This is a genomic window from Rhizobium binae, from assembly GCF_017357225.1.
GTDB lineage: Bacteria > Pseudomonadota > Alphaproteobacteria > Rhizobiales > Rhizobiaceae > Rhizobium > Rhizobium binae.
In genome coordinates, this window is the sequence record NZ_CP071604.1 from 995,825 (window position 1) to 1,016,497 (window position 20,673).

The 20,673-nt window shown below is 64.0% G+C and carries 15 protein-coding genes; 6 read left to right on the forward strand and 9 right to left on the reverse strand.

Translation table 11 applies throughout. The annotated features are described in order from the left end of the window. Positions 1–287: 287 nt before the first annotated feature. The 3 genes from J2J99_RS04755 to J2J99_RS04765 form a co-directional block, all read right to left on the reverse strand. Positions 288–1,724, reverse strand: coding sequence for an FAD-binding oxidoreductase (locus J2J99_RS04755; RefSeq protein WP_168300706.1), 1,437 nt, complete (start codon positions 1,722–1,724; stop codon positions 288–290). A gap of 33 nt (positions 1,725–1,757) precedes the next feature. After that, complete coding sequence (locus tag J2J99_RS04760) at positions 1,758–2,732, reverse strand: L-threonylcarbamoyladenylate synthase (RefSeq protein ID WP_168300751.1); 975 nt, start codon at positions 2,730–2,732, stop codon at positions 1,758–1,760. Between the two features lie 61 nt (positions 2,733–2,793). After that, on the reverse strand, positions 2,794–3,402 hold the full coding sequence (locus J2J99_RS04765; RefSeq protein ID WP_168300707.1) for a DUF6656 family protein: 609 nt from the start codon (positions 3,400–3,402) through the stop codon (positions 2,794–2,796). Positions 3,403–3,815: 413 nt separating this feature from the next. On the opposite strand from J2J99_RS04765, the gene J2J99_RS04770 reads away from it, so the two are divergent. Then, the gene (locus J2J99_RS04770) at positions 3,816–5,060 is read left to right on the forward strand and encodes an aromatic ring-hydroxylating oxygenase subunit alpha (RefSeq protein ID WP_168300708.1); all 1,245 of its coding nucleotides are present in this window, start codon (positions 3,816–3,818) and stop codon (positions 5,058–5,060) included. Between the two features lie 117 nt (positions 5,061–5,177). Next, positions 5,178–5,645, forward strand: coding sequence for a BA14K family protein (locus tag J2J99_RS04775; RefSeq protein ID WP_168300709.1), 468 nt, complete (start codon positions 5,178–5,180; stop codon positions 5,643–5,645). A 113-nt stretch (positions 5,646–5,758) separates the two neighbouring features. On the opposite strand, the gene J2J99_RS04780 is transcribed toward J2J99_RS04775, so the two are convergent. Continuing rightward, positions 5,759–6,022: a DUF982 domain-containing protein gene (locus J2J99_RS04780; protein WP_168300710.1), complete on the reverse strand. Its 264-nt coding sequence runs from the start codon at positions 6,020–6,022 to the stop codon at positions 5,759–5,761. 424 nt (positions 6,023–6,446) lie between these two features. Continuing rightward, positions 6,447–7,442: a transporter gene (locus J2J99_RS04785; protein WP_168300711.1), complete on the reverse strand. Its 996-nt coding sequence runs from the start codon at positions 7,440–7,442 to the stop codon at positions 6,447–6,449. A 208-nt stretch (positions 7,443–7,650) separates the two neighbouring features. Between J2J99_RS04785 and J2J99_RS04790 the strand changes: the two genes are divergently transcribed. Then, complete coding sequence (locus J2J99_RS04790) at positions 7,651–9,429, forward strand: acyl-CoA dehydrogenase family protein (RefSeq protein ID WP_168300712.1); 1,779 nt, start codon at positions 7,651–7,653, stop codon at positions 9,427–9,429. Positions 9,430–9,458: 29 nt separating this feature from the next. Beyond that, entirely contained in the window at positions 9,459–10,211 is a 753-nt protein-coding gene (locus J2J99_RS04795; protein WP_168300713.1) for a crotonase/enoyl-CoA hydratase family protein, read from the forward strand. Positions 10,212–10,240: 29 nt separating this feature from the next. Here the strand turns inward: J2J99_RS04795 and J2J99_RS04800 are convergent, their stop codons facing one another. Continuing rightward, on the reverse strand, positions 10,241–11,245 hold the full coding sequence (locus J2J99_RS04800) for an MBL fold metallo-hydrolase (protein ID WP_168300714.1): 1,005 nt from the start codon (positions 11,243–11,245) through the stop codon (positions 10,241–10,243). Between the two features lie 619 nt (positions 11,246–11,864). Between J2J99_RS04800 and mcpU the strand changes: the two genes are divergently transcribed. Beyond that, positions 11,865–13,946 (forward strand): methyl-accepting chemotaxis protein McpU, encoded by a 2,082-nt coding sequence (mcpU, locus tag J2J99_RS04805; protein WP_168300715.1) that lies wholly within the window; start codon positions 11,865–11,867, stop codon positions 13,944–13,946. Between the two features lie 112 nt (positions 13,947–14,058). On the opposite strand, the gene J2J99_RS04810 is transcribed toward mcpU, so the two are convergent. Further along, on the reverse strand, positions 14,059–15,309 hold the full coding sequence (locus J2J99_RS04810) for a class I SAM-dependent RNA methyltransferase (protein WP_168300716.1): 1,251 nt from the start codon (positions 15,307–15,309) through the stop codon (positions 14,059–14,061). Next, the gene (locus tag J2J99_RS04815) at positions 15,306–16,091 is read right to left on the reverse strand and encodes a TlyA family RNA methyltransferase (RefSeq protein WP_246735419.1); all 786 of its coding nucleotides are present in this window, start codon (positions 16,089–16,091) and stop codon (positions 15,306–15,308) included. Before J2J99_RS04815 ends, J2J99_RS04810 begins: the two co-directional genes overlap by 4 nt. 276 nt (positions 16,092–16,367) lie before the next feature. Here J2J99_RS04815 and J2J99_RS04820 point away from each other — a divergent pair, with 276 nt between their 5' ends. Beyond that, a complete protein-coding gene (locus tag J2J99_RS04820; protein ID WP_168300717.1) occupies positions 16,368–18,311 on the forward strand; it encodes a methyl-accepting chemotaxis protein in 1,944 nt (647 codons plus the stop codon). A 400-nt stretch (positions 18,312–18,711) separates the two neighbouring features. On the opposite strand, the gene dxs is transcribed toward J2J99_RS04820, so the two are convergent. Further along, positions 18,712–20,628: a 1-deoxy-D-xylulose-5-phosphate synthase gene (gene dxs / locus J2J99_RS04825; RefSeq protein ID WP_168300718.1), complete on the reverse strand. Its 1,917-nt coding sequence runs from the start codon at positions 20,626–20,628 to the stop codon at positions 18,712–18,714. Positions 20,629–20,673: the final 45 nt, after the last annotated feature.

Consider the following 20,673-nt stretch of genomic DNA (forward strand, 5'->3'; position numbering starts at 1 on the left):
TGGCGACCCTCACTTTGACTTACCGGGGGAACCACTCGTCTCGCCCCCGGTGGTGAACCGGCGCACCCGCTTCGTTTGGCTAGAAAGCTAACTCCATACTCCGTCATCCCAGGCCTTGAGCAGCCTTGAGCCTGGGATCCATGTCGCCGCTACGGGTGGATGCGGTGTGGATGCTCGGCTCAAGGCCGAGCGTGACGGAGTGTGAGGTCGACGGAAGAGCAAATCAGGGCGCTCTGCCCGGTCCGTGCCTGCAGGCGGACGAGGGCCAATCCCTCCAATCGCCGACTTCACACGTCGAGACTGACGACCTTTCCGGGATTCATGATACCGGCCGGGTCGAAGGCCCGCTTGATGCGGCGCATCAGCTCGATTTCGATCGCCGGGCGGATCGCCGCCAGTTCGTCGCGCTTCAGCTGGCCGATGCCGTGTTCGGCCGAAATCGAACCGCCATGGGCGAGCACCAGCCCGTGGACGATGTGGTTCATTTCGCGCCAGCGGGCGATGAAGGCGGCCTTGTCGGCGCCGACCGGCTGGGAAATATTGTAATGGATATTGCCGTCGCCCATATGGCCGAAGGCGCAGATGCGGGCTCCGGGCATCGCTGCCATAACGGCCTCTTCGGCCTCGGCGATGAAATGCGGGATCTTCGACACCGGCACGGACACGTCGTGCTTGATCGATCCGCCTTCCGGCTTCTGGGCATCCGACATGCTCTCGCGCATGTGCCAGATGGCTTTCTGCTGTGCCACGGATGAGGCGATCGCCGCATCGAGCACCAGCCCGGCCTCAAAACCTTGTTCGAGCACGCCGTTCATCATCCGCTCCGCCGTCTCGGCCGAATCCGACGTCGAAATATCGATCAGCACGTACCAGGGATAGGCCGCTTCCAGCGGATCGCGCACGCCGTCGATATGGCGCGTGGTGATCTCGACGCCGAAGCGCGGCATCAGTTCGAAACCGGTGAGCGAGGTGCCGCAGAGGCTGGCGGCAAGATTGAAAAGCGCAAGCGCATCCTCGACCGAATTGAGGCCGGCAAACGCCACCTGATGGCCGAGCGGCTGGGGAAACAGCTTCAGCACCGCGCCGGTGATGATGCCGAGCGTGCCTTCGGCGCCGATGAAGAGATCGCGCAGGTCGTAGCCGGTATTGTCCTTCTTCAGCCGGCGCAGGCCGTCCCAGATCTCGCCGGTCGGCAGCACCACTTCGAGGCCGAGGCAGAGCTGGCGCATGTTGCCATAGGCGAGCACGGCCGTGCCGCCGGCATTGGTGGAGAGATTGCCGCCGATGCGGCAGGAGCCCTCCGAGCCGAGCGAGAGCGGAAAGAGCCGTCCATGCGCCTCGGCCGCTTTCTGCACATCGGCCAGGATGGCACCGCCGTCGGCAACCAGCACGTTGGCCACCGGATCGACGTCGCGGATTCTTGTCATGCGTTCGAGCGACAGGATGATGTCGGCCTGGCCGGCGCGCGGCGTCTGGCCGCCGACGAGGCCGGTATTGCCGGTCTGCGGCACGATTGCGGTTCCGGTCTCGGTGGCGAGCTTCATGATATCAGCGACCTCCTCGACCGAGCCGGGCTTCAGCAGGAGAGGGGAGGAGCCGTGGTAGAGCCCGCGGTTTTCGATGAGATGCGGCGCCAGATCGGCTTCGCCGCGCAGCGCATATTTGTCGCCGACGATTGCGGCGAAGCGGTCGAGAAGATCGGTGGAAATGCCGGGGTTGCTCATCGGGTCGATCCTCTGTCGCTTTTGTCAGCTCTGTCAGTCGCGCGGGGCGGCAGCCCTTTGCAGGCGGTCGTTGATCGCTTCGCCCAGGCCGTCGTCTGGAATGGGGGAAAAGGCGATGCTCGAAACCCCGCTGGCATCGGCCCGCTTCATGTAGTCGAAAAGATTGGCCGCCGCTTCCGCAAGGTCGCCGCGCGGGCTGAGGTCGAGCACGATGCGTGCGTCGCGCGCGCCTTCGACCGCTGCGCCGCCGAAGGCGATCAGCGCCTCGCCGGGTTCCACCGCGCTCGCATTGAGACGCACGCTGGCGCCCGGCGCATAATGCGAGGCCAGCATGCCCGGCGCCTCGATCGCCGCCGATGCCTTTTTGGCGCGCAGCAGCGGCCGGCCGGCGATACGCTCGATTTCGCGCGCCGCCAGGCCGCCCGGCCGAAGCAGCCTCACCCGATCGCCTTCCACCTTGATGATCGTCGATTCGACGCCGACGGCGCTCGGGCCCGCATCGAGGATCAACGGGATCTTCGCGCCGAGATCAGCCTCGACATGGGCCGCACTCGTCGCGCTGATGGCGCCCGAGGTATTGGCGCTCGGGGCGGCGAGCGGCCGCCCGAAGGCGCCGATCAGGGCGCCGGCGAAACCCTTCGGCACGCGCACGCCGACGCTGTCGAGACCGGCGGTCGCCAGCGAATGGATCGGGCTCTCCGGCCTCAGCGGCAGCACGAGCGTCAGCGGGCCGGGCCAGAAGGCTTCGGCGAGCGCCCGCGACAGCGGATCGAACGCGGCATGCTGTTCGGCCATGGCAAGGTCGGCCATATGACAGATCAGCGGATTGAAACGCGGCCGGCCCTTCGTCTCGTAGATGCGGGTGATTGCGGCCGGATTGGTGGCGTCGGCGGCAAGGCCGTAGACCGTCTCAGTCGGCATGGCGATGGCAAAGCCGTCGGCAAGAGCGGTCGAGGCCGCTTCGAGCGCCGCCTGCCTGTCTGCCTCTATGTCGATGATGCGTGCCATGTACTGCCCGGAGTTGATCCCGGCAGTCATTAGGCTTTCCGTCGCCGCCGATCAATCGCTGTTATAGCTGCCGGATGATTTCGCGCAGCTGTTCGTTGCGGGCGCCGAGCAGCAGGATGTTGCGGATCGCCGCTTGCGGATCGTGGGTGCGAAAGAGCAGCCCGTTGCCGCGCACCGAGCGGTCGATGGTCATCTTTTCCGAGGAATCCTCGCCCGGCTTCATCGCGACGGCGAAATACATGCGGGAATAGCCGACGTCGATCCGCTGGAAGAAATTGTCGTTGTCGCCGATGTCGGAGTAGAAGTTGGCGATATAGAAGGCCCAGCTGACGTCTTCATAGTGCGCGAACTTCGTGCGCGCGGCGGTAACGTGGCAGTAGCCGAGATGCGGGCTGTCCTCCAGCGTCCGGTGGAAGATCATCTTCGGAAACTGGATCGAGTGGTGAAAACCGTTGATATGCTGATGCGTCTTCTCGCCGGCCGCCTGCAGCTTGCGGCCGGTCTTTGCGGCGACCTCGTCATGGGTGAGGTAGCGCCTTTCCTCCGCCAGCCAGTGCCGCCGTTCGCGCGGGATGCGGCCGGTGCGCAGAAATTCGGAATGGGCGGCAATCGGCTGCCGCTCCGGTATTCTGCCGGTGTCCTTCGCATCGAAATAGCGGAGTCTGGCCATGGTTCGCATTCTTCGGTCGGTCTGTTTCCTCTCAAGAATAGGGTCCTATGCTTAAGGCGGTGTTAACGTGGTTCTCGCCGCGCCACCGCTGGCGGCGGACTCGAATGGATGTCGCAAATGCGACGGTGACCGGCATCCGGCGGCCGACCTCTTTACGAAACGGGGCTTTACGCCATGTCGCAATTGACGATAATCGCCTGAAGAGTCGGCGATGCGATCGATCGGGGCGGGCCGCCACAGCCTTGCCGCATCCTGTCGTCAATTTCGAAGCCGATGTCGCATTACAACCAAGCAGCAGGCGGGCTCGGTGATTAAATGACGCCATGAACAATTCTCCCGAAGGAGAAGGAAGCGGGCGCGCTTCCGCCAGCCCTCTGCTTGAGGGCGGCAACCACGGGCACGAGGACATGAAGATGGATATTCGCAGCAACGTTTTACGTCAGCTCAAGAGCCGCCGTGAGGGCTTCAGCCTCGAGCAGCCGTTCTATATCGACGAGGATTATTTCCAGCTCGACATGGAGATGATCTACTATCGCGACTGGCTGTTCATGGGCCATGATTGCGAGCTGCCGAAGCCGGGCGCCTATTTCACCGTCCAGATCGGCAGCTATCCGATCGTCATCGTCCGCGGCCGCGACAATGTCATCCGTGCCTTCCACAACAGCTGTCGCCATCGCGGCTCGCGCGTCTGCACCAAGGACCACGGCTCCTCCGTGCGCCTCGTCTGCCCTTACCATCAGTGGACCTATGATCTCGACGGCAAGCTCGCCTTCGCCCGCCACATGGGCGATGATTTCGACAAGACCGGCTTCAACCTGAAGCCCGTCCATTGCGAAAGCGTGGCCGGCTACATCTTCATCTGCCTTGCCGACACCGCTCCGGATTTCCAGACGCTGCGCGACAAGATCGAGCCCTACATGGCGCCGCATCGCATCGGCGAGACCAAGGTCGCCTTCCAGAGCACGATCATCGAGAAGGGCAACTGGAAGCTCGTCTGGGAAAACAATCGCGAGTGCTATCACTGCGCCGCCAATCACCCCGAACTCTGCCGCACCTATCCGGAAGCGCCGAGCGTCACCGGCACCGATGGCGGCGCCGACGATCCTGAGATCGCCGGCCATTGGGCGCGCTGCGAGGCCGCCGGCCTGCCGAGCAAGTTCCAGATTTCGCCGGATGGTCAGTTCCGCACCGCCCGCATGCCGCTGATCGAGGATGCCGAAAGCTACACCATGTCGGGCAAGCCCGCCGTCAAGCGCCGCATCGCCGACGATATCTCGATCAGCCATATCGGCACCATGCTGCTCTTTCACTATCCGACGACCTGGAACCACCTGCTCGGCGACCACGCGATCTCCTTCCGGGTGCTGCCGCTCAGCGCCAATGAGACGGCGGTGACGACCAAGTGGCTCGTCCACAAGGACGCCGTCGAAGGGGTGGATTACAATCTCGAGGAACTGACGCATGTCTGGACCGAGACCAACGATCAGGATCGCCGTATCGTCGAAGAGAATGCCTTCGGCATTCACTCGCCCGCCTATGAGCCCGGCCCCTATTCTTCCCTGCACGAGGGCGGCGTCATGCAGTTCCTCGAATGGTATTCGAACTTCATGGTGAACCGCCTGCAGGGTGAAACGGCGAAAATCTCAGCCGTCGCCTGAGCGCGCCGGTTGACCCCGCTTATCCAAAAGCGGCCCGTTCCGGCCGCTCTTGGAACCATTTTCTCCCGAAAGCGTTGCAAGACCAAGCGGTTATCGCTACTGAATGGAGAGAGAGAAATGATCGGCCTGAGAAACAAAATTGCGACCGCGGTATTGGCCGCCGCCGTCGTGCTGACGGGCTTCGTGCCGTCGCAAGCAATACAGATGCCGGCCGCGCCGCAGGTTGAAAAAACCTCGGCTGTCGAGAACGTCCAATACTACCGCGATTATTATCGGCCTTACCGCCGCGACTACTACCGGCCCGGCTATCGCCCCGGCGCCTACTACCGCCCCGGCTGGTATGGCGGCTATCGCGGCTATTCCTACTACCGCCCCGGCTATCGCCGCTATAACGGCTACTGGTATCCGCTCGCCGCCTTCGGCGCCGGCGCGGTCATTGCTGCTCCGCGCTACGCCGCGCCCGCGCCGCGCATGGGTTCGGCTCACGTCGCCTGGTGCGCGAACCGCTACCGGTCCTACCGCGCCTACGACAACACCTTCCAGCCTTATAACGGCCCGCGCCAGCAGTGCTATTCGCCTTATTGACAGGTCCTGAATGCTGCCCGTCACCCTTCCCCTTTCCCGCAAACGGAAGAGGGGAAGGGCCAAACGTGGGGAGCGAAGCGGAGGGCCGTGGCACGAAGGAACGGCGCAACAACTCAATGAACGACGGTGATCACCGGAATGCCTGCTTCCTTGGCGGCACGGATTAGCGCTTCCCGCGCGTCCTCAGCCGGAACATCCCCATGGATCGCATCGCGGCACACCATGATAGCTGTAAGATATTCCTCCCCATCGTCGAGGGGCCAGCAGGCGGTCAGCATTTGGGCCGCCTCCCAGAGGCTCGCGACGAGCTTGTATTTTTCCGGCCCGTTCACGACGAGCATCAGAGGGCAAAATTCTCCAGGTGTGTGCCACTTCATGACATTAGACCTCCACACGGTGAACATATTAGTAACCGTGCAAGAACCGTTCCGGGCGAGGTGTGGCATGAATGAACTGATCACGCGGGCACCGATGTCTGAGATTGCCCGCCATCGCCGAGGCCATAATCAGATGGACGAAGCGTCGCAATGCTGAGAGCGGCCGCGTCCCGCATGATGCGATAGGCGCAACGGAGCGGCATCCGCTGCGTCGGCGGCGAGTTTGGCAAGAACGCTAACCCGCCCTCCGTTATCCTTCGGCCTTGAGCCGAGGATCCATGCCCGGTACTGGTGGAGGAGGTGTACGTGGATCCAGGGTCAAGCCCTGGGATGACGGAGTGTCGGGCGAGCCCTGTGCCAAACCTCGCAACTCACGACAGAGTAACAACGGAGTTGCCCAGCACGCCAACCGCACCTGTCACATTCAAAGTATATTCACCCGCCGCAGCAGCCACCAGGCGAATGCGATCGAGGCGATGATCAGGGCGACGGCGTATTCGGTGCCGTAGTCGCCGACGGCGAAGGGCAGGTTTGCCGTATTCATGCCGAAGAAACCGGTCACCAGCGTCGGTGGTAGCAGGAAGGCCGTCATGATCGACAGCAGGTAGAGGTGGCGGTTGGTCTCGGAGGATTGCTTTGAATCGATTTCTTCGTGCAGCAGGCGCGCTCGGTCCTGCAGCGCGTAGATATCGTGGTCGACCGTTTCCAGCCGGCTCGTCAGCCGCCGCGCCACGTCGTCGAAGCCGAAGGGCATCTCGTCCTCGTCCGCCGCCGCCGCCCGGCGCATCAGCGCCAGCACCGTGCGCAGATGCCGATGCAGCCTGACCACGGTTCGCCGCACCGGCGCCAGCCGGCGGCGCTCGTCGCGCGGGGCGTTGTCGTAGACGATATCCTCGATCTGGTTCAGTTCTTCTGTGAGTTCGATAACGATGGCGATCAGCGTGCGCTGAAATTCGATCACCAGCAGTTCGAAGAGATCGACCGGCCGTGAGAATTTGCCCGGATTTTTCTCGATGAGTGCCCGCGCTCGCTCGACGCTGCGCAGCGGCTGCAGCCGGGTCGTGATGATGAAACGGTCGGACATGGCAAAATGCAGCCAGCCGAGATTGTTGGTATCTTGAGCGAAATCGCGCTGACAGTCGACCAGCGTGCCGTAGAGCATCTGCTCGTCGACGGTGATGGCCGCATGCGTGTCATGCGTCGTCAGCGCCGATTTCGCGTCCTCCGTCAGCCCGTTGAGCGTCTCGAGCAGGGCCGGCACGCGGGCGTCGACGAGGTTGAGATGCAGCCAGTAGAAACAGTTCTCCGCCGTCAGATCCGCCACGGTCGCGCTGTTGGTCAGCCGCACTGCCCTCTTTTCTTCAGGTGAGAAGCGATAGGCCCAGACGAAACCGGGTATGTTGACGGGCAATGTATCCATTGTTCGCCGATCCTCTGCGAAGGCGATGTCCATCCTGGAGATTCTTCATGACGTCCATTTGTGCAACTGTGCAAGAGCAAACCGCCACGGCGTGCGAAATATGGCACGGCGGCAGGTGAATCGAAATTGACGTTTACGTAAAAATCAACTAGCCCTTGCCTGGCAGGGACTTTGTGCGAGGTGCAAGCCGGTCCCCCGGAGGAGAAGCATGTACAAGGCGCCCGTCGAGGAAATCGCGTTCACATTGAAGCACGTAGCCGGCATGGGCGAGGCGATGTCCAGCGGTCTTTTCGGCGATCTCGGTGAAGATCTCGTCGAGGCGATTCTCTCCGAGGCGGGACGTTTTGCCACAGAGGAAGTGGCGCCCCTCGCCGAGATCGGCGACCGCCAGGGCGCCCGCCTCGTCGATGGCGAGGTCCGGCTGCCGGATGGCTGGCGTGATCTCTATCGCAACTGGATCGCCGGCGGCTGGAACGGCCTGACGGCGCCGGAGGCTTTCGGCGGCCAGGCCCTGCCTGACATGCTGAATGTCGCGGCGCTGGAAATGTGGAATTCCGGCTCCATGGCCTTCGCGCTCGCCCCGACGCTGACGATGGGCGCCATCGAGGCCGTCTACACCCATGGCAGCGCCGCGCTGAAGGAGACATATCTGGAAAAGATGGTATCCGGCGAATGGACCGGCACCATGAACCTCACCGAGCCGCATGCCGGCTCTGATCTCGGCGCCCTGAAGGCCCGCGCCGAACGCCGGCCCGACGGCAGCTACCGCATCTTCGGCCAGAAGATCTTCATCACCTGGGGCGAGCACGACGCGGCCGACAATATCATTCACCTGGTGCTGGCCCGCCTGCCGGACGCGCCGGCCGGCACACGCGGCATCTCGCTCTTTTTGGTGCCGAAATTCCTAGTGAATGACGACGGTTCGCTCGGACCCCGCAATGATCTCTTCTGCCATTCACTGGAGCACAAGCTCGGCATTCATGGCTCGCCGACCTGCACGATGATCTATGGCGACGGCCGTTTCGGCGGCGATAAAGGCGCGATCGGCTGGGTGGTCGGCGAGGAGAACAAGGGGCTCGCCTGCATGTTCACGATGATGAACAATGCGCGTCTCGCCGTCGGCATGCAGGGCGTAGCGATCGCCGAGGCCGCCACCCAGAAGGCGCTCGCCTACGCCAAGGAGCGCACGCAGGGCAGGGCGCCAGGGTCGACCGGCGCCGGCATGAGCCCGATCATCGACCATCCTGACATCGCCCGCACGCTTCTGACCATGAAGGCGCTGACCCAAGGTTCGCGCGCCATCTCCTACGCCTGCGCCCATGCGATAGACATGTCGCGTCGGGCCGGCGAGGCCAGCCGCCACTGGCAGGAGCGCGCCGCGCTTCTGACGCCGATCGCCAAATCGTTTTCGACGGATGCCGGCGTCGAGGTCGCCTCGCTCGGCATCCAGGTGCATGGCGGCATGGGATTCATCGAGGAGACGGGTGCCGCCCGTTATCTTCGCGACGCCCGCATTGCGCCGATCTATGAGGGCACCAACGGCATCCAGGCGATCGACCTCGTCACCCGCAAGCTGCCGCTCTCCGGCGGTGATCAGGTCATGGGCTTCATCGGCGAATTGAAGGCGATCGCCGAGGCCGTCGGCCGCTCCAATCTCGATGGTTTCGGCGAGACTGCCGCGAGGCTCGCCGTTGCGATCGCCGATCTCGACGCGGCGACAGCCTGGCTTCTGGCAGCACTTGCCGATGGCAGGGCCGCCGAGGCGCTTGCCGGCGCCACTCCCTATCAGCGCCTGTTCGGGCTCGTGCTCACCGGCTGTTACCTCGCCAAGGGGGCTCTTGCCGAAGGCGGCGACGGCAAGGGCGGGGGCCGCATCGCGCTCTGCCGCTTCGCCGCTGAAAACCTGCTTGCCGAGACCGCGGCCCTGCGCGACCGGGTGGTCAACGGCGCGGCAAGCCTTGCCGCCGCCCGCATCCTGCTTGCCTGACGAGACCCCATGAGTTGCAAGGAGATCCAATGACCGATCACATCATCGTCGAGCAGCCTTCCGCCCATCCCGGCGTTCAGGTGATCCGCTTCAACCGGCCGGAAAAGAAGAACGCCTTCACACGGGCGATGTATCGCACCATGAACGAGGCGCTCGCCGCCGCCAATACGGACGCGAATATCAAAGTCACGGTCTTTCTCGGCACCGAAGGCAGCTTCTCGGCCGGCAATGACATCGGCGATTTTCTTGCCACTGCCATGGGTGGCAGCATGGGAGACGAGCTGATCGATTTCCTCTATGCGCTCGCCGGATCCGAAAAGTCGCTGGTATCAGGGGTCGACGGCTTGGCGATCGGCATCGGCACCACCCTCAACCTGCACTGCGATCTGACGATCGCCTCCGACCGCAGCCAGTTCCGCACGCCTTTCGTCGATCTGGCGCTGGTGCCGGAAGCGGCTTCCAGCCTGATCGCGCCGCGCGTGATGGGCCACCAGCGCGCCTTTGCCATGCTGGCCGCTGGCGAGGCCTTCAGTGCCGAGGAAGCCCGCGAGGCCGGCCTCATCTGGAAGGTGACGGCGCCGGACGAGGTGGAGAATGCGGCGCTGGCCGCGGCTGCGAAACTTGCCGCCAAGCCGCCGGAAGCCTTGAAGATCGCCCGCGATCTCATTTGCGGCTCCCGGGAAGAGGTCATCGCCCGCATCGATGTCGAGGCCCGCCATTTCGCCGCGCGCCTGAAAAGCGCCGAGGCCCGGGCGGCCTTCGAAGCCTTCATGCGCCGCTGAACGGCGGCCCGGGAACAAACGGATACCGATTAGACCATTGGCACATTGAACACCTCTCCGGCCCTGAGCGGCCGGAACCGTTCCGGGGCAATGGCGTGCTCGCGCATGGCGTCCTGCAAAGCTCTTGTCGGCGCATCGACCGCCTCATTCGTCAGTTGGAACGTGGCGAAGTGATGCCCGGCGACATACGCCGCATTTGCCAGCTTCATCCCGATCACCGCTTCCTCGGGATTCTGGTGCTGCCCTTTCATGAACCATCGCGGCTCATAGGCGCCGAAGGGTAAGATGGCCAGGCGAAAACCGCCATGTTTGCGCTGCGCCGCCTTGTAATTGATGCCGTGGTGAAAGCCCGTATCGCCGACGTGATAAATTTTTCCGGCGGGCGTCGACAGCACGAACGACGCCCAGAGCGCCATCCGGCGATCGGCGGTTCCGCGCGCGGACCAATGATGGGCCGGCTCCGCATCGATGCTTATTCCGGCGTGCGAGATGCGCTCGCCCCAATCCATCGACGTCGTCTGTAGATCGGGCACGGCGCGGCGGATGATCGTGTCATTGCCGAGCGGCGTCACGATCCGCGGCCGATGCTTCGCATGCAACCGCTTCAGCGTTGCGATATCGAGATGGTCATAATGATTGTGCGAGACCAGCACGAGATCGATCGGCGGCAAATCATCGAACCCGATGCCCGGTGGAACGACGCGTCTGGGTCCGGCAAAGGTGAAGGGGCTGACTCGCTCCGACCACACCGGATCGGTGAGAATATTGAGACCGGCGACCTGCACCAGCAGGGTTGCATGCCCAACCATGGTGACCCGCAGATCCCCGCCTCCGACACGGGGTTCCGGCTTGGCGGCCGGATAGGGACTGGGGACAGACCGCGGCCACCGCTCACGGCCGCCGCCGAATTGCCACCGCAAGAGCTCGCGGAAACCGAGCGGTTCGATTCCTTCGGGATTAAAGAAAAGGGTGCCGTCGAAGTGATCGGACACCGGACCCGCATAGTAGGGATTGCGTCTCTTGGTCTTGCGCATTCAGGTTCGGTTTCCTTGGCCTGAAGCGCGTCGCGATCTTTGATATTCGCTCCTCGCGCTTTAGGTCTATGTTTTTGCGCATGTCGCTAGCGCAAAAACGCTGCACAGTTTTGCGCGACATGCTTTGGGACAGGATGACCTTAAGCCTGTCGGCTTAATATCGGAATCCTGTCCCATCGATCGCCCGGTTCGCTTCCCCGCTGCAAACTCATCCGCATTGGCCGCGTTCCGAGCTTTGCGCCGGACACGGCATCGATTGCGATCGGCTCGATCTCCGATCCTACCGCGCCGCCTTCGAAGCTTCATGCGCCAGTGACCCTTAAAATTCGGTGGGTTTGGCTAAAAATTTAAGCTCCTTTTAAGTATAGGCTGGCTATCACCCTCGGGACGGATTCCTGGAGGGGGATTGTTCAGGTCGGCTCGGCCTAAACTGGATCTCTTCTGGACCAATAATTGGAGCATCGCATCGTCCGAAAGCTGCCCGTACTTCGGCATCGTGCTCTAACCGCCGGGCGCATGACGTGCTCCGTACATCCTCCTGCGAACACATCCAACGGCTGCTGCCCGTTTCGCCGCGCACCCGATCCCTGCGCCGCGACCCCATCAAGGAGTGCATGGCATGACAAAGAAGACCAACCTGATGACGCGGATTCTGGTGGCCGCGTCTGCCGTGGTTCTGGCCGCTTTCGCCGCCTTTTCATATTATATCGACCACGTCGAGCGTAGCGTGACCATGGCTTCGGTCGAAGCCAATATCAAATCCTCGGGCAAACAGGCCGCACACAGCCTCGCCAACTGGATGAACGGCCGCGTCATCTTGACCGCCATGGTCGGCGATGCCGTCGGCAAAGCCGCCGATGCGGATGGCGTGCGCAAGATTCTGCAGAACGACGTCCTCATCGGCCAGTTCACCAGCACCTATTTCGGCGACGAGCAGGGCGTCTTCACCTCTTGGCCCAATCTGGCGCTGCCGGACGGCTACGACCCGCGCAAGCGTCCCTGGTACCAGGATGCCGTCAAGGCGAATGCGCCCGTCCTGACGGAGCCCTATTCCGACGCATCGAGCGGCGATCTGATCATGAGCTCTGCCGTTCCTGTGTCTCGCGAGGGCAAGCTCGCAGGTGTGGCCGCAAGCGATTTCTCGCTCGAAACCATGGTCAAGATGATCAAGGAAATCGATCTCGGCGGGCAGGGCGCGGCTTTCCTCGTCAATGGCAACGGCCAGATCCTGATCCATCCCGATGCGAAACTGGTCACGAAGACCTTGGCCGACGCCTTTCCGACCGCCACCCCGGCAATCGGCGGCAGTCTCACCGAGACCGAATATGCCGGCAAGCCGGTGCTCGTCTCCTTCGTGCCGGTCGAGGGCCTGCCGAGTGTGAACTGGTATCTCGGCTTTGTGGTCGACAGCGACAGCGCCTTTGCTGCGCTCAATGAATTCCGCATCGCCGCCCTCGTCGCCACGGTCCTTGCCATCGGCATCATGATCGCCGCCATGGCGTGGCTTCTGCACGGCCTCGTCATTCGCCCGATCACCGAGATGACCGCTGCCATGCAGAAACTTGCCGCCGGCGATCTCTCCGCCGCGATCCCGGGCGAGGAGCGCCGCGACCAGATCGGCTCGATGGCCGAGGCGGTCGCCGTGTTCAGGGCGAATGCCGTCGATCGCGAGCGCCTGGAAGGCGAAGCCGAACAGGGCCGTTCGCTGACCGAGCGCGAACGCCAGGAACGCGAAGCGCAGAGAGCACGCGAGGGAGCCGAGATCCGCAGCGCCGTCGATGCACTTGCCGCTGCGCTCGAAGCGCTCTCCGATGGCAATCTCGCCCACCGCATCGAAACGCCCTTTGCCTCTCATCTGGATCGGCTGCGCAACGACTACAATATCTCGGTCGCCAAGCTCAACGCCGCCCTCCAGGCTGTCGGCAGCAATGCCCATGCCATCGACGCGGGTGCGGCGGAAATCCGCACGGCCGCCGATGGTCTTGCCCGCCGCACGGAGCAGCAGGCGGCCTCGGTCGAGGAAACGGCTGCTGCCCTCGAACAAATCACCACAACCGTCAAGGATACGGCTCACCGGGCCGAAGAGGCCGGCAGCCTCGTCGGCCGCACACGCAGTGACGCTGAACATTCAGGCGAGATCGTCCGCAAGGCCGTCGACGCCATGAATGGCATCGAGCAGTCCTCGGAGCAGATCTCCAGCATCGTCGGCGTTATCGACGACATCGCTTTCCAGACGAACCTGTTGGCGCTCAATGCCGGCGTCGAAGCCGCGCGCGCCGGCGAGGCCGGCAAGGGTTTCGCCGTCGTTGCCCAGGAGGTGCGCGAGTTGGCCCAGCGCTCGGCACAGGCCGCCAAGGAGATCGAGGCCCTGATCACCACTTCGAACGCTCAGGTTCGCTCCGGCGTCACTCTGGTCGGAGATACCGGCAAGGCGCTGCAGGCGATCGTCACCCAGGTGCAGGAAATCAGCCGCCATGTCGACGCGATCGTGATCGCCACCCGCGAGCAATCCACGGGCCTCGCCGAGATCAACACCGCCGTCAACACCATGGATCAGGGCACGCAGCAGAACGCGGCCATGGTCGAGGAACAGACGGCCGCCAGCCATGGTCTCGCACAGGAAGCGGCAAAGCTGACCCAGCTGTTGGCGCAGTTCAACCTGAATGCTCAGGTGGCATCGCCCGCCCGCCGCGCCGCCTGAGACGAACATCGACACGAGAGCGGTTCACGTTTTCCCGCAATTGCTCTGATCCGAAATGCCCGCGGCCGCCGTGGGCATTTTCTTTCGTCGGCGCGGGCAAAGGATCGGCCGGTTATTTCTCCAGTGTCGCCACCACCTCGACATGCGAGGTCCAGAGGAACTGGTCGATCGGCGTCACGCTGGTGATGCGGTAGCCGCCCTCGACAAGGATTGCGAGGTCGCGCGCCAGCGTCAGCGGATTGCAGCTGACGGCTGCGATCTTCTTCACGCCTGAGCGGGCGATCTCCCTGCACTGGAACTCCGCGCCGGCGCGCGGCGGATCGAAGACGACGGCGTCATAGGGCTTGAACTCCTGCGTCATCAGCGGACGGCGGAAGAGATCGCGCTTCTCGACGCTCACCGGCTTCAGCCCCTGTGTCTTGCGGGCGGCCTGGTCGAGTGCCGCGAGCGCCGCTGCCTCGGCCTCGACCGCATGGACGCGGCCGATCCGTGCCAGCCTCAGCGAAAACGTGCCGGCGCCGGCAAAGAGATCAGCAATCCGCTTGGCTTTGCCGACATGAGCGAGCACCAGCTCCCCCATCGCCTCTTCCGCCGGCTTGGTCGCCTGGGCAAAGCCGCCCGCCGGCGGCGAAACCTCGACGCCGCCGAATTCGACGATCGGCTTGGCCGGCTCGACGAGGATTTCGCCGTTCAGCGTCACGCGGGCGATGCCGCGCAAGGCCAGCACGGTCTCGATCGCCTTGCGCCGCTGCGGGTCGGAGAGTTTCCTGATCTCGTCGACTGCGAGATCGAGGCCGGAGAGCGTTTCGAGCACCGCCACCCGGAAGGGTTCGGCATTGGTCGCGAGCGAGGCGGCGATCGCCTTGATCGCCGGCAGCCGGGCGATGATCCCGGCCGACGAGATCGGACATTCCTCGATCGCGACGATATGATGGCTTTCGGCCTGGTTGAAGCCGATCAGCATATCCTTCTCGGTCTTGCGCGCCGCAAACACCACGCGCCGGCGCTCGCCCGGCCGGGCCGGAACGATCTCGCCGACCTCCGCCGTCAGCCCCTTGGATCTCAGCGCATCGACGACCAGCTGGCGCTTGAAGGCGCGGTAGGGGGCATCCGCCAGATGCTGCAGCGTGCAGCCGCCGCAGGTGCCGTTGACGCCATCCGGGCCGAAATGCCGGCAGGCCGGCTCCTGCCGGTCGGGCGAGGCCGTCGCGATCGACATGATCGTGCCCTGGCTCTTGACGCGGGCGATCGCCACCGTTTCCCCGGGAAGGGAAAAGGGCACGTAGACCGGCCCGCCGGCGCTGCCGGCAATGCCGTCGCCCTGGGCGCCGAGCTTCTCGATGGTGACGGTTTCGGTGCTCACGGTTTCAATCCTGCCAGAAGAAATTCCTGATTGCCGTCGCCGCCGGCAATCGGAGAGGGGATGAGGCCGAGGCTGTTCCAGCCCATGTCCTCGGTGAACCAGCGTTCCAGTTCCGCAGCGACGGCGGGCGCAGAGGCGGAGTCCTTCAACAATCCGCCCTTGCCGATCGCCTCGCGCCCCGCTTCGAACTGCGGCTTGACCAGCAGCACGGCGATGGCACCCGGCGCGGCAATATCAAGAGCCGGCGCCAGCGCCAGCTTCAGAGAGATGAAGGAGACGTCGGAGACGATGAAGCTGGCGGGTTGGCCGATATCGTCGGCCGTCAGGTTGCGGGCGTTGAGGCCTTCCCGGTTCGTCACCCGCGGATCGCCTGAGATGCGCGGGTGCATCTGCCCATGGCCGACATCGATCGCCGTGACATGCGCCGCACCGTGCTGCAGCAGCACCTCGGTAAAGCCGCCGGTGGACGCGCCGATATCGAGACAGTGATGGCCGGCGGGATCAAGCCGGAAATGCTCGAGGGCGGCCGCGAGCTTCAGGGCGGCGCGCGAGACGTAATCCTGCGCCGGATCGTCGATTTCGATATCGGCGTCGTCGCCGAAGAGCGCGCCGGCCTTCGTCACCATCTGGCCGCCGATCCGGACGGTGCCGCGCTGCACGGCGTCGCGCGCCCGCGAGCGGCTGGCAAAGAGGCCGCGGGAGACGAGCAGCTGGTCGAGGCGTTGGCTGTTTTGATCGGACATCGGCTGTGAATGACCGGCAAAGCCGCCGGTTGCAAGCATTTTGTTCCGAAGGCCGGATTGTCCTGCAAGAGAGTTTGGGCGCGCGAAACGCGATAATCCTTAAGCTGACTGTTCTTGTGGTGCACGGTTTAAACAAATTTAAAGCCTGCCCGCATAGTTTCGTTTCGATCGCAGCGGTCGTCCGAACTGCTTGGCGCCATGACGGCGCAGGGCGTCTCTCCGCCGATCATGTTCCCGATTCAAATCGCTCAAGGTTGCGCATTCCGGCGCGACCTCTCTCTCGCCGCGTCGACTGTCGTCAGGAGAAACTCACCGATGTCCGCTAAAAACATATCCTTGAACGGGAAGCTTGCGGCCACGTTCGCAGCCCTCATCCTCATCTTCATGTCCGTCTCGGCCTTCGTCTATTCCAAGGCGACAGCATCGGCGGCCGCATCGGCCGAACAGGAAAAGTCGGAGCTGCTCGTCAACCAGATCGACGATGCGCTGCAGGCGATGCTCGAGCAGGCTGTCAACCTGCGCGGCTTCATCCTCTTCCGCAGCGACAGCACCTATGGCGATGTCTTCGCCAATCGTGAGCGCATGCTGAAGGCGATCGCCGCCGCCAGGCAGACGGCGGCCGGCGAGCCGCAGCTGCTCGAGATGATCGACGGCATGCAGAAGGCTGCCGACCTCTATTTCCATGAGCTTGCCGAACCGCAGACCAAGGCGCGCAAGGAAACCGACATGCCGATCGAGGAGGTCGTCAAGATCGGCGTCAACGCCACCAAGGGCCAGCTTGATGGTTTCCGCCAGGCGTCCGCCAAGATCAAGGCCACCGCCCGCGAAAAATCGGATGCACTCGCCAAGGTTCGCGCCGATGCCAATAGCCATCTCAAGACGACGCTGCTGGCAGGCGGCATCATTGCATCGCTTGCCGCCGCCCTTCTTGCCTGGCTTATGTCGCGTACCATCGTCCGCCCGGTCGTCGGCATGACTGCGGCCATGGATCGCCTCGCCGGCGGTCAGAACGATATCGAGGTCCCGGCTGTCGAGCGCGGTGACGAAATCGGTCGCATGGCCCAGTCCGTCCTGGTCTTCAAGCAGGCGGCGATCGAGAAGCTGCGCCTTTCCGGCGAGACCGACCGCATGCGCGGCGAAGCCGAGCGCCAGCGCCAGGCGAGCGACGAGCAGAAGGCGCGTGAGGAAGGCGAGCTGCGTTATGCCGTCGACGCCTTGGCCGGCGGCCTTGCCGGCCTTGCCGTCGGCGATGTCGCCGCCCGCATCCAGACGCCGTTTGCGCCGCAATATGACAGCCTGCGCAACGACTTCAACAATGCCGTCGAAAAGCTGCAGGCGGCACTCCAGTCGGTCGGCCGCAACGCTTCGGCGATTAATGCCGGCGCCGGCGAGATCCGCTCGGCCGCCGACGATCTTGCCCACCGCACCGAGCAGCAGGCCGCCGCCGTCGAAGAGACCGCCGCAGCACTCGAAGAAGTGACGACGACGGTGCGCGACAGCGCCAAGCGCGCCGAGGATGTCGGCAATCTTGTCGAGCGCACCCGCCTTGGCGCCGAAAAGTCCGGCGATGTCGTCCGCAGGGCCGTCTCCGCCATGCAGCAGATCGAAAAGTCCTCGGGCGAAATCTCCAACATCATCGGCGTCATCGACGACATCGCCTTCCAGACCAACCTTTTGGCGCTGAACGCCGGCGTCGAGGCTGCCCGCGCCGGTGAGGCCGGCAAGGGCTTTGCCGTCGTCGCCCAGGAAGTGCGCGAGCTCGCCCAGCGTTCTGCCAAGGCGGCGAAGGAGATCAAGGATCTGATCACCACGTCCGGCACGCATGTCCAGACCGGCGTATCGCTGGTCGGCGAGACCGGCAAGGCGCTCGAAGCGATCGTTGCCGAGGTGCAGGAGATCAACCGCAACGTCAACGCGATCGTCACCGCCACGCGCGAGCAGTCGATCGGGCTGCAGGAGATCAACACCGCCGTCAACAACATGGATCAGGGAACGCAGCAGAATGCGGCCATGGTCGAGGAACAGACCGCGGCGAGCCATGCGCTTGCCCAGGAAGCAAGCGCGCTCGACGAGCTGCTGCGCCAGTTCAAGCTCGGCACCCAGCTTGCCGCTCCGGCCCAGAAGACTGCCGCCGCAACGCCAACCTCCCGCCCGGTCGCCTCTCCGGCCCGCGCCCTTGCCAACCAGGTCACCAAGGCCTTCGGCGGCAAACAGGCAAGTGCTGCGGTTGCGGTTCAGGAGGACTGGACGGAGTTCTGAGAGCGCTGCTTTCGGAGACAGGTTAAAGGAAGAGGGCGGCGCAGGGGTGCCGCCTTTTTTTCAATTGGGGCACTGTGATCAAACACGAAAAGCATTATGTTTCCGATGCTTAGACATCTTGATTGGCTACGGCGTCTCCTCACTCTCCGTCATCCTCGGCCTTGAGCCGAGGATCCATGCCACGGCGATCGGTGGATGCTGTGTGGATGCTCGGCTCAAGGCCGAGCATGACGGAGGGTGGGGTGGCTGCTGGAGCATGTACAGCAATGGGGGCAGAGGATGGGCGGCATATAGGAAATCCTGCGCCCTGCCGGTTGCGGCCTCAATCTCCTTCAGTACTCATCCCGGTTGGTGCCGGCAGGCGGATGAGGGGGCCACGCGGCACGCCCTCACAATTCATCTACCCCGCAACCCCAACCGCAACCCCGCGCCCCAGCGCCCGGAATACGGTCGAGACGATCCCGGCGCGGTCCAACCCGGCATGGGCGTTCATCGCTTCCGGCTTGGCCTGCTCCATCCAGATGTCGGGCATGACGAGCGAGCGGATCTTCAGGCCGTTGTCGAGCAGGCCTTCGCTCGAGAGATATTGCATCACCTGGCTGCCGAAACCGCCGACGGAGCCTTCCTCGACGGTGATCAGCATTTCGTGGTGGCGGGCGAGCTGGCGGATCAGATCGTGATCGAGCGGCTTGGCGAAGCGCGCATCGGCGACCGTCGTCGACAGGCCGGCGGCTTCGAGATCTTCGGCGGCAAGCAGACAGTCGGCAAGCCGGGTGCCGAAGGAAAGCAGCGCAACCTTGGTGCCTTCCTTGACGATGCGGCCCTTGCCGATCTGCAGGATTTCGCCGCGTGCGGGCATGTCGACGCCGACGCCTTCGCCGCGCGGATAGCGGAACGAGATCGGCCCGGCGTCATAGGCGGCGGCGGTGCGCACCATATGCTTGAGTTCGGCCTCGTCGGCCGCTGCCATCACCACGAAGCCGGGCAGGGTGGTGAGGAAGGCGGTGTCGAAGGAGCCGGCATGGGTCGGGCCGTCGGCGCCGACATAGCCGGCGCGATCGATCGGAAAACGCACCGGCAGTCCCTGGATCGCCACGTCGTGCACGACCTGGTCGTAGGCGCGCTGCAGGAAGGTGGAATAGAGCGCCGCAAACGGCTTGTAGCCCTCCGCCGCAAGCCCGGCGGCGAAGGTCACGGCATGCTGCTCGGCGATGCCGACGTCGAAGCAGCGCGACGGAAAGGCTTCGGCGAGTTTGTCGAGGCCGGTGCCGTTCGGCATGGCGGCGGTGATCCCGACGATCTTGTCGTCGAGGGCGGCTTCCTGCACCAGCGCTTCGGCAAAGACACTGGTATAGCTCGGCGCATTCGGTTTCACCCGTGCCTGGGCGCCGGTGATGACGTCGAACTTGTTGACGCCGTGATATTTGTCGGCAGCGGCTTCCGCCGGCGGATAGCCCTTGCCCTTCTGGGTGACGACATGGATCAGCACCGGGCCGCGCGCATTGTCGCGCACATTGCGCAGCACCGGCAGCAGGTGGTCGAAGGAGTGTCCGTCGATCGGCCCGATATGATAAAAGCCCATCTCCTCGAACATGGTGCCGCCGGTGACGTATCCGCGCGCATGTTCGACGGCGCGGGTGATGGCGCGGTCGATGTTCTTGCCGAGATAGGCCGTCAGCTTCTTGCCGAGGTCGCGAAAGCCCATATAGGTGCGCCCCGAGGCGAGGCGGGCGAGATAGGCGCTCATTGCGCCCGTCGGCGGCGCGATCGACATGTCGTTGTCGTTGAGGATGACGATAAGGCGGGCATCGAGCGCGCCGGCATTGTTCAGCGCCTCGTAGGCCATGCCGGCCGACATCGCGCCGTCGCCGATGACGGCGACGACGCGCCGGTCGTTCTTGTCGAGATCGGCGGCGATCGCCATGCCGAGGCCGGCCGAGATCGAGGTCGAGGAATGCGCCGCGCCGAAGGGGTCATATTCGCTCTCCGCCCGGCGGGTGAAGCCGGACAGCCCGTCTTCCTGGCGCAGTGTGCGGATGCGGTTGCGCCGGCCGGTCAGGATCTTGTGCGGATAGCACTGGTGGCCGACATCGAAGATCAGCCGGTCGTTGGGCGTATCGAAGACGCTGTGGATGGCGATCGTCAGCTCGACTACGCCGAGGCCGGCGCCGAGATGACCGCCGGTGCGCGACACCGCATCGATCATTTCATCCCGGACCTCGCGGGCAAGCTGCGGCAGGTCGCGATCCTCGAGCTTGCGCAGGTCGGCGGGGTAAGTGACCTGGTCGAGCAGAGGGGTCTTCGGCGGATGTGTCACGGGCGGGCGCTCTTTCTTACTTTTCCTTGTATCGCTTTATTCGAT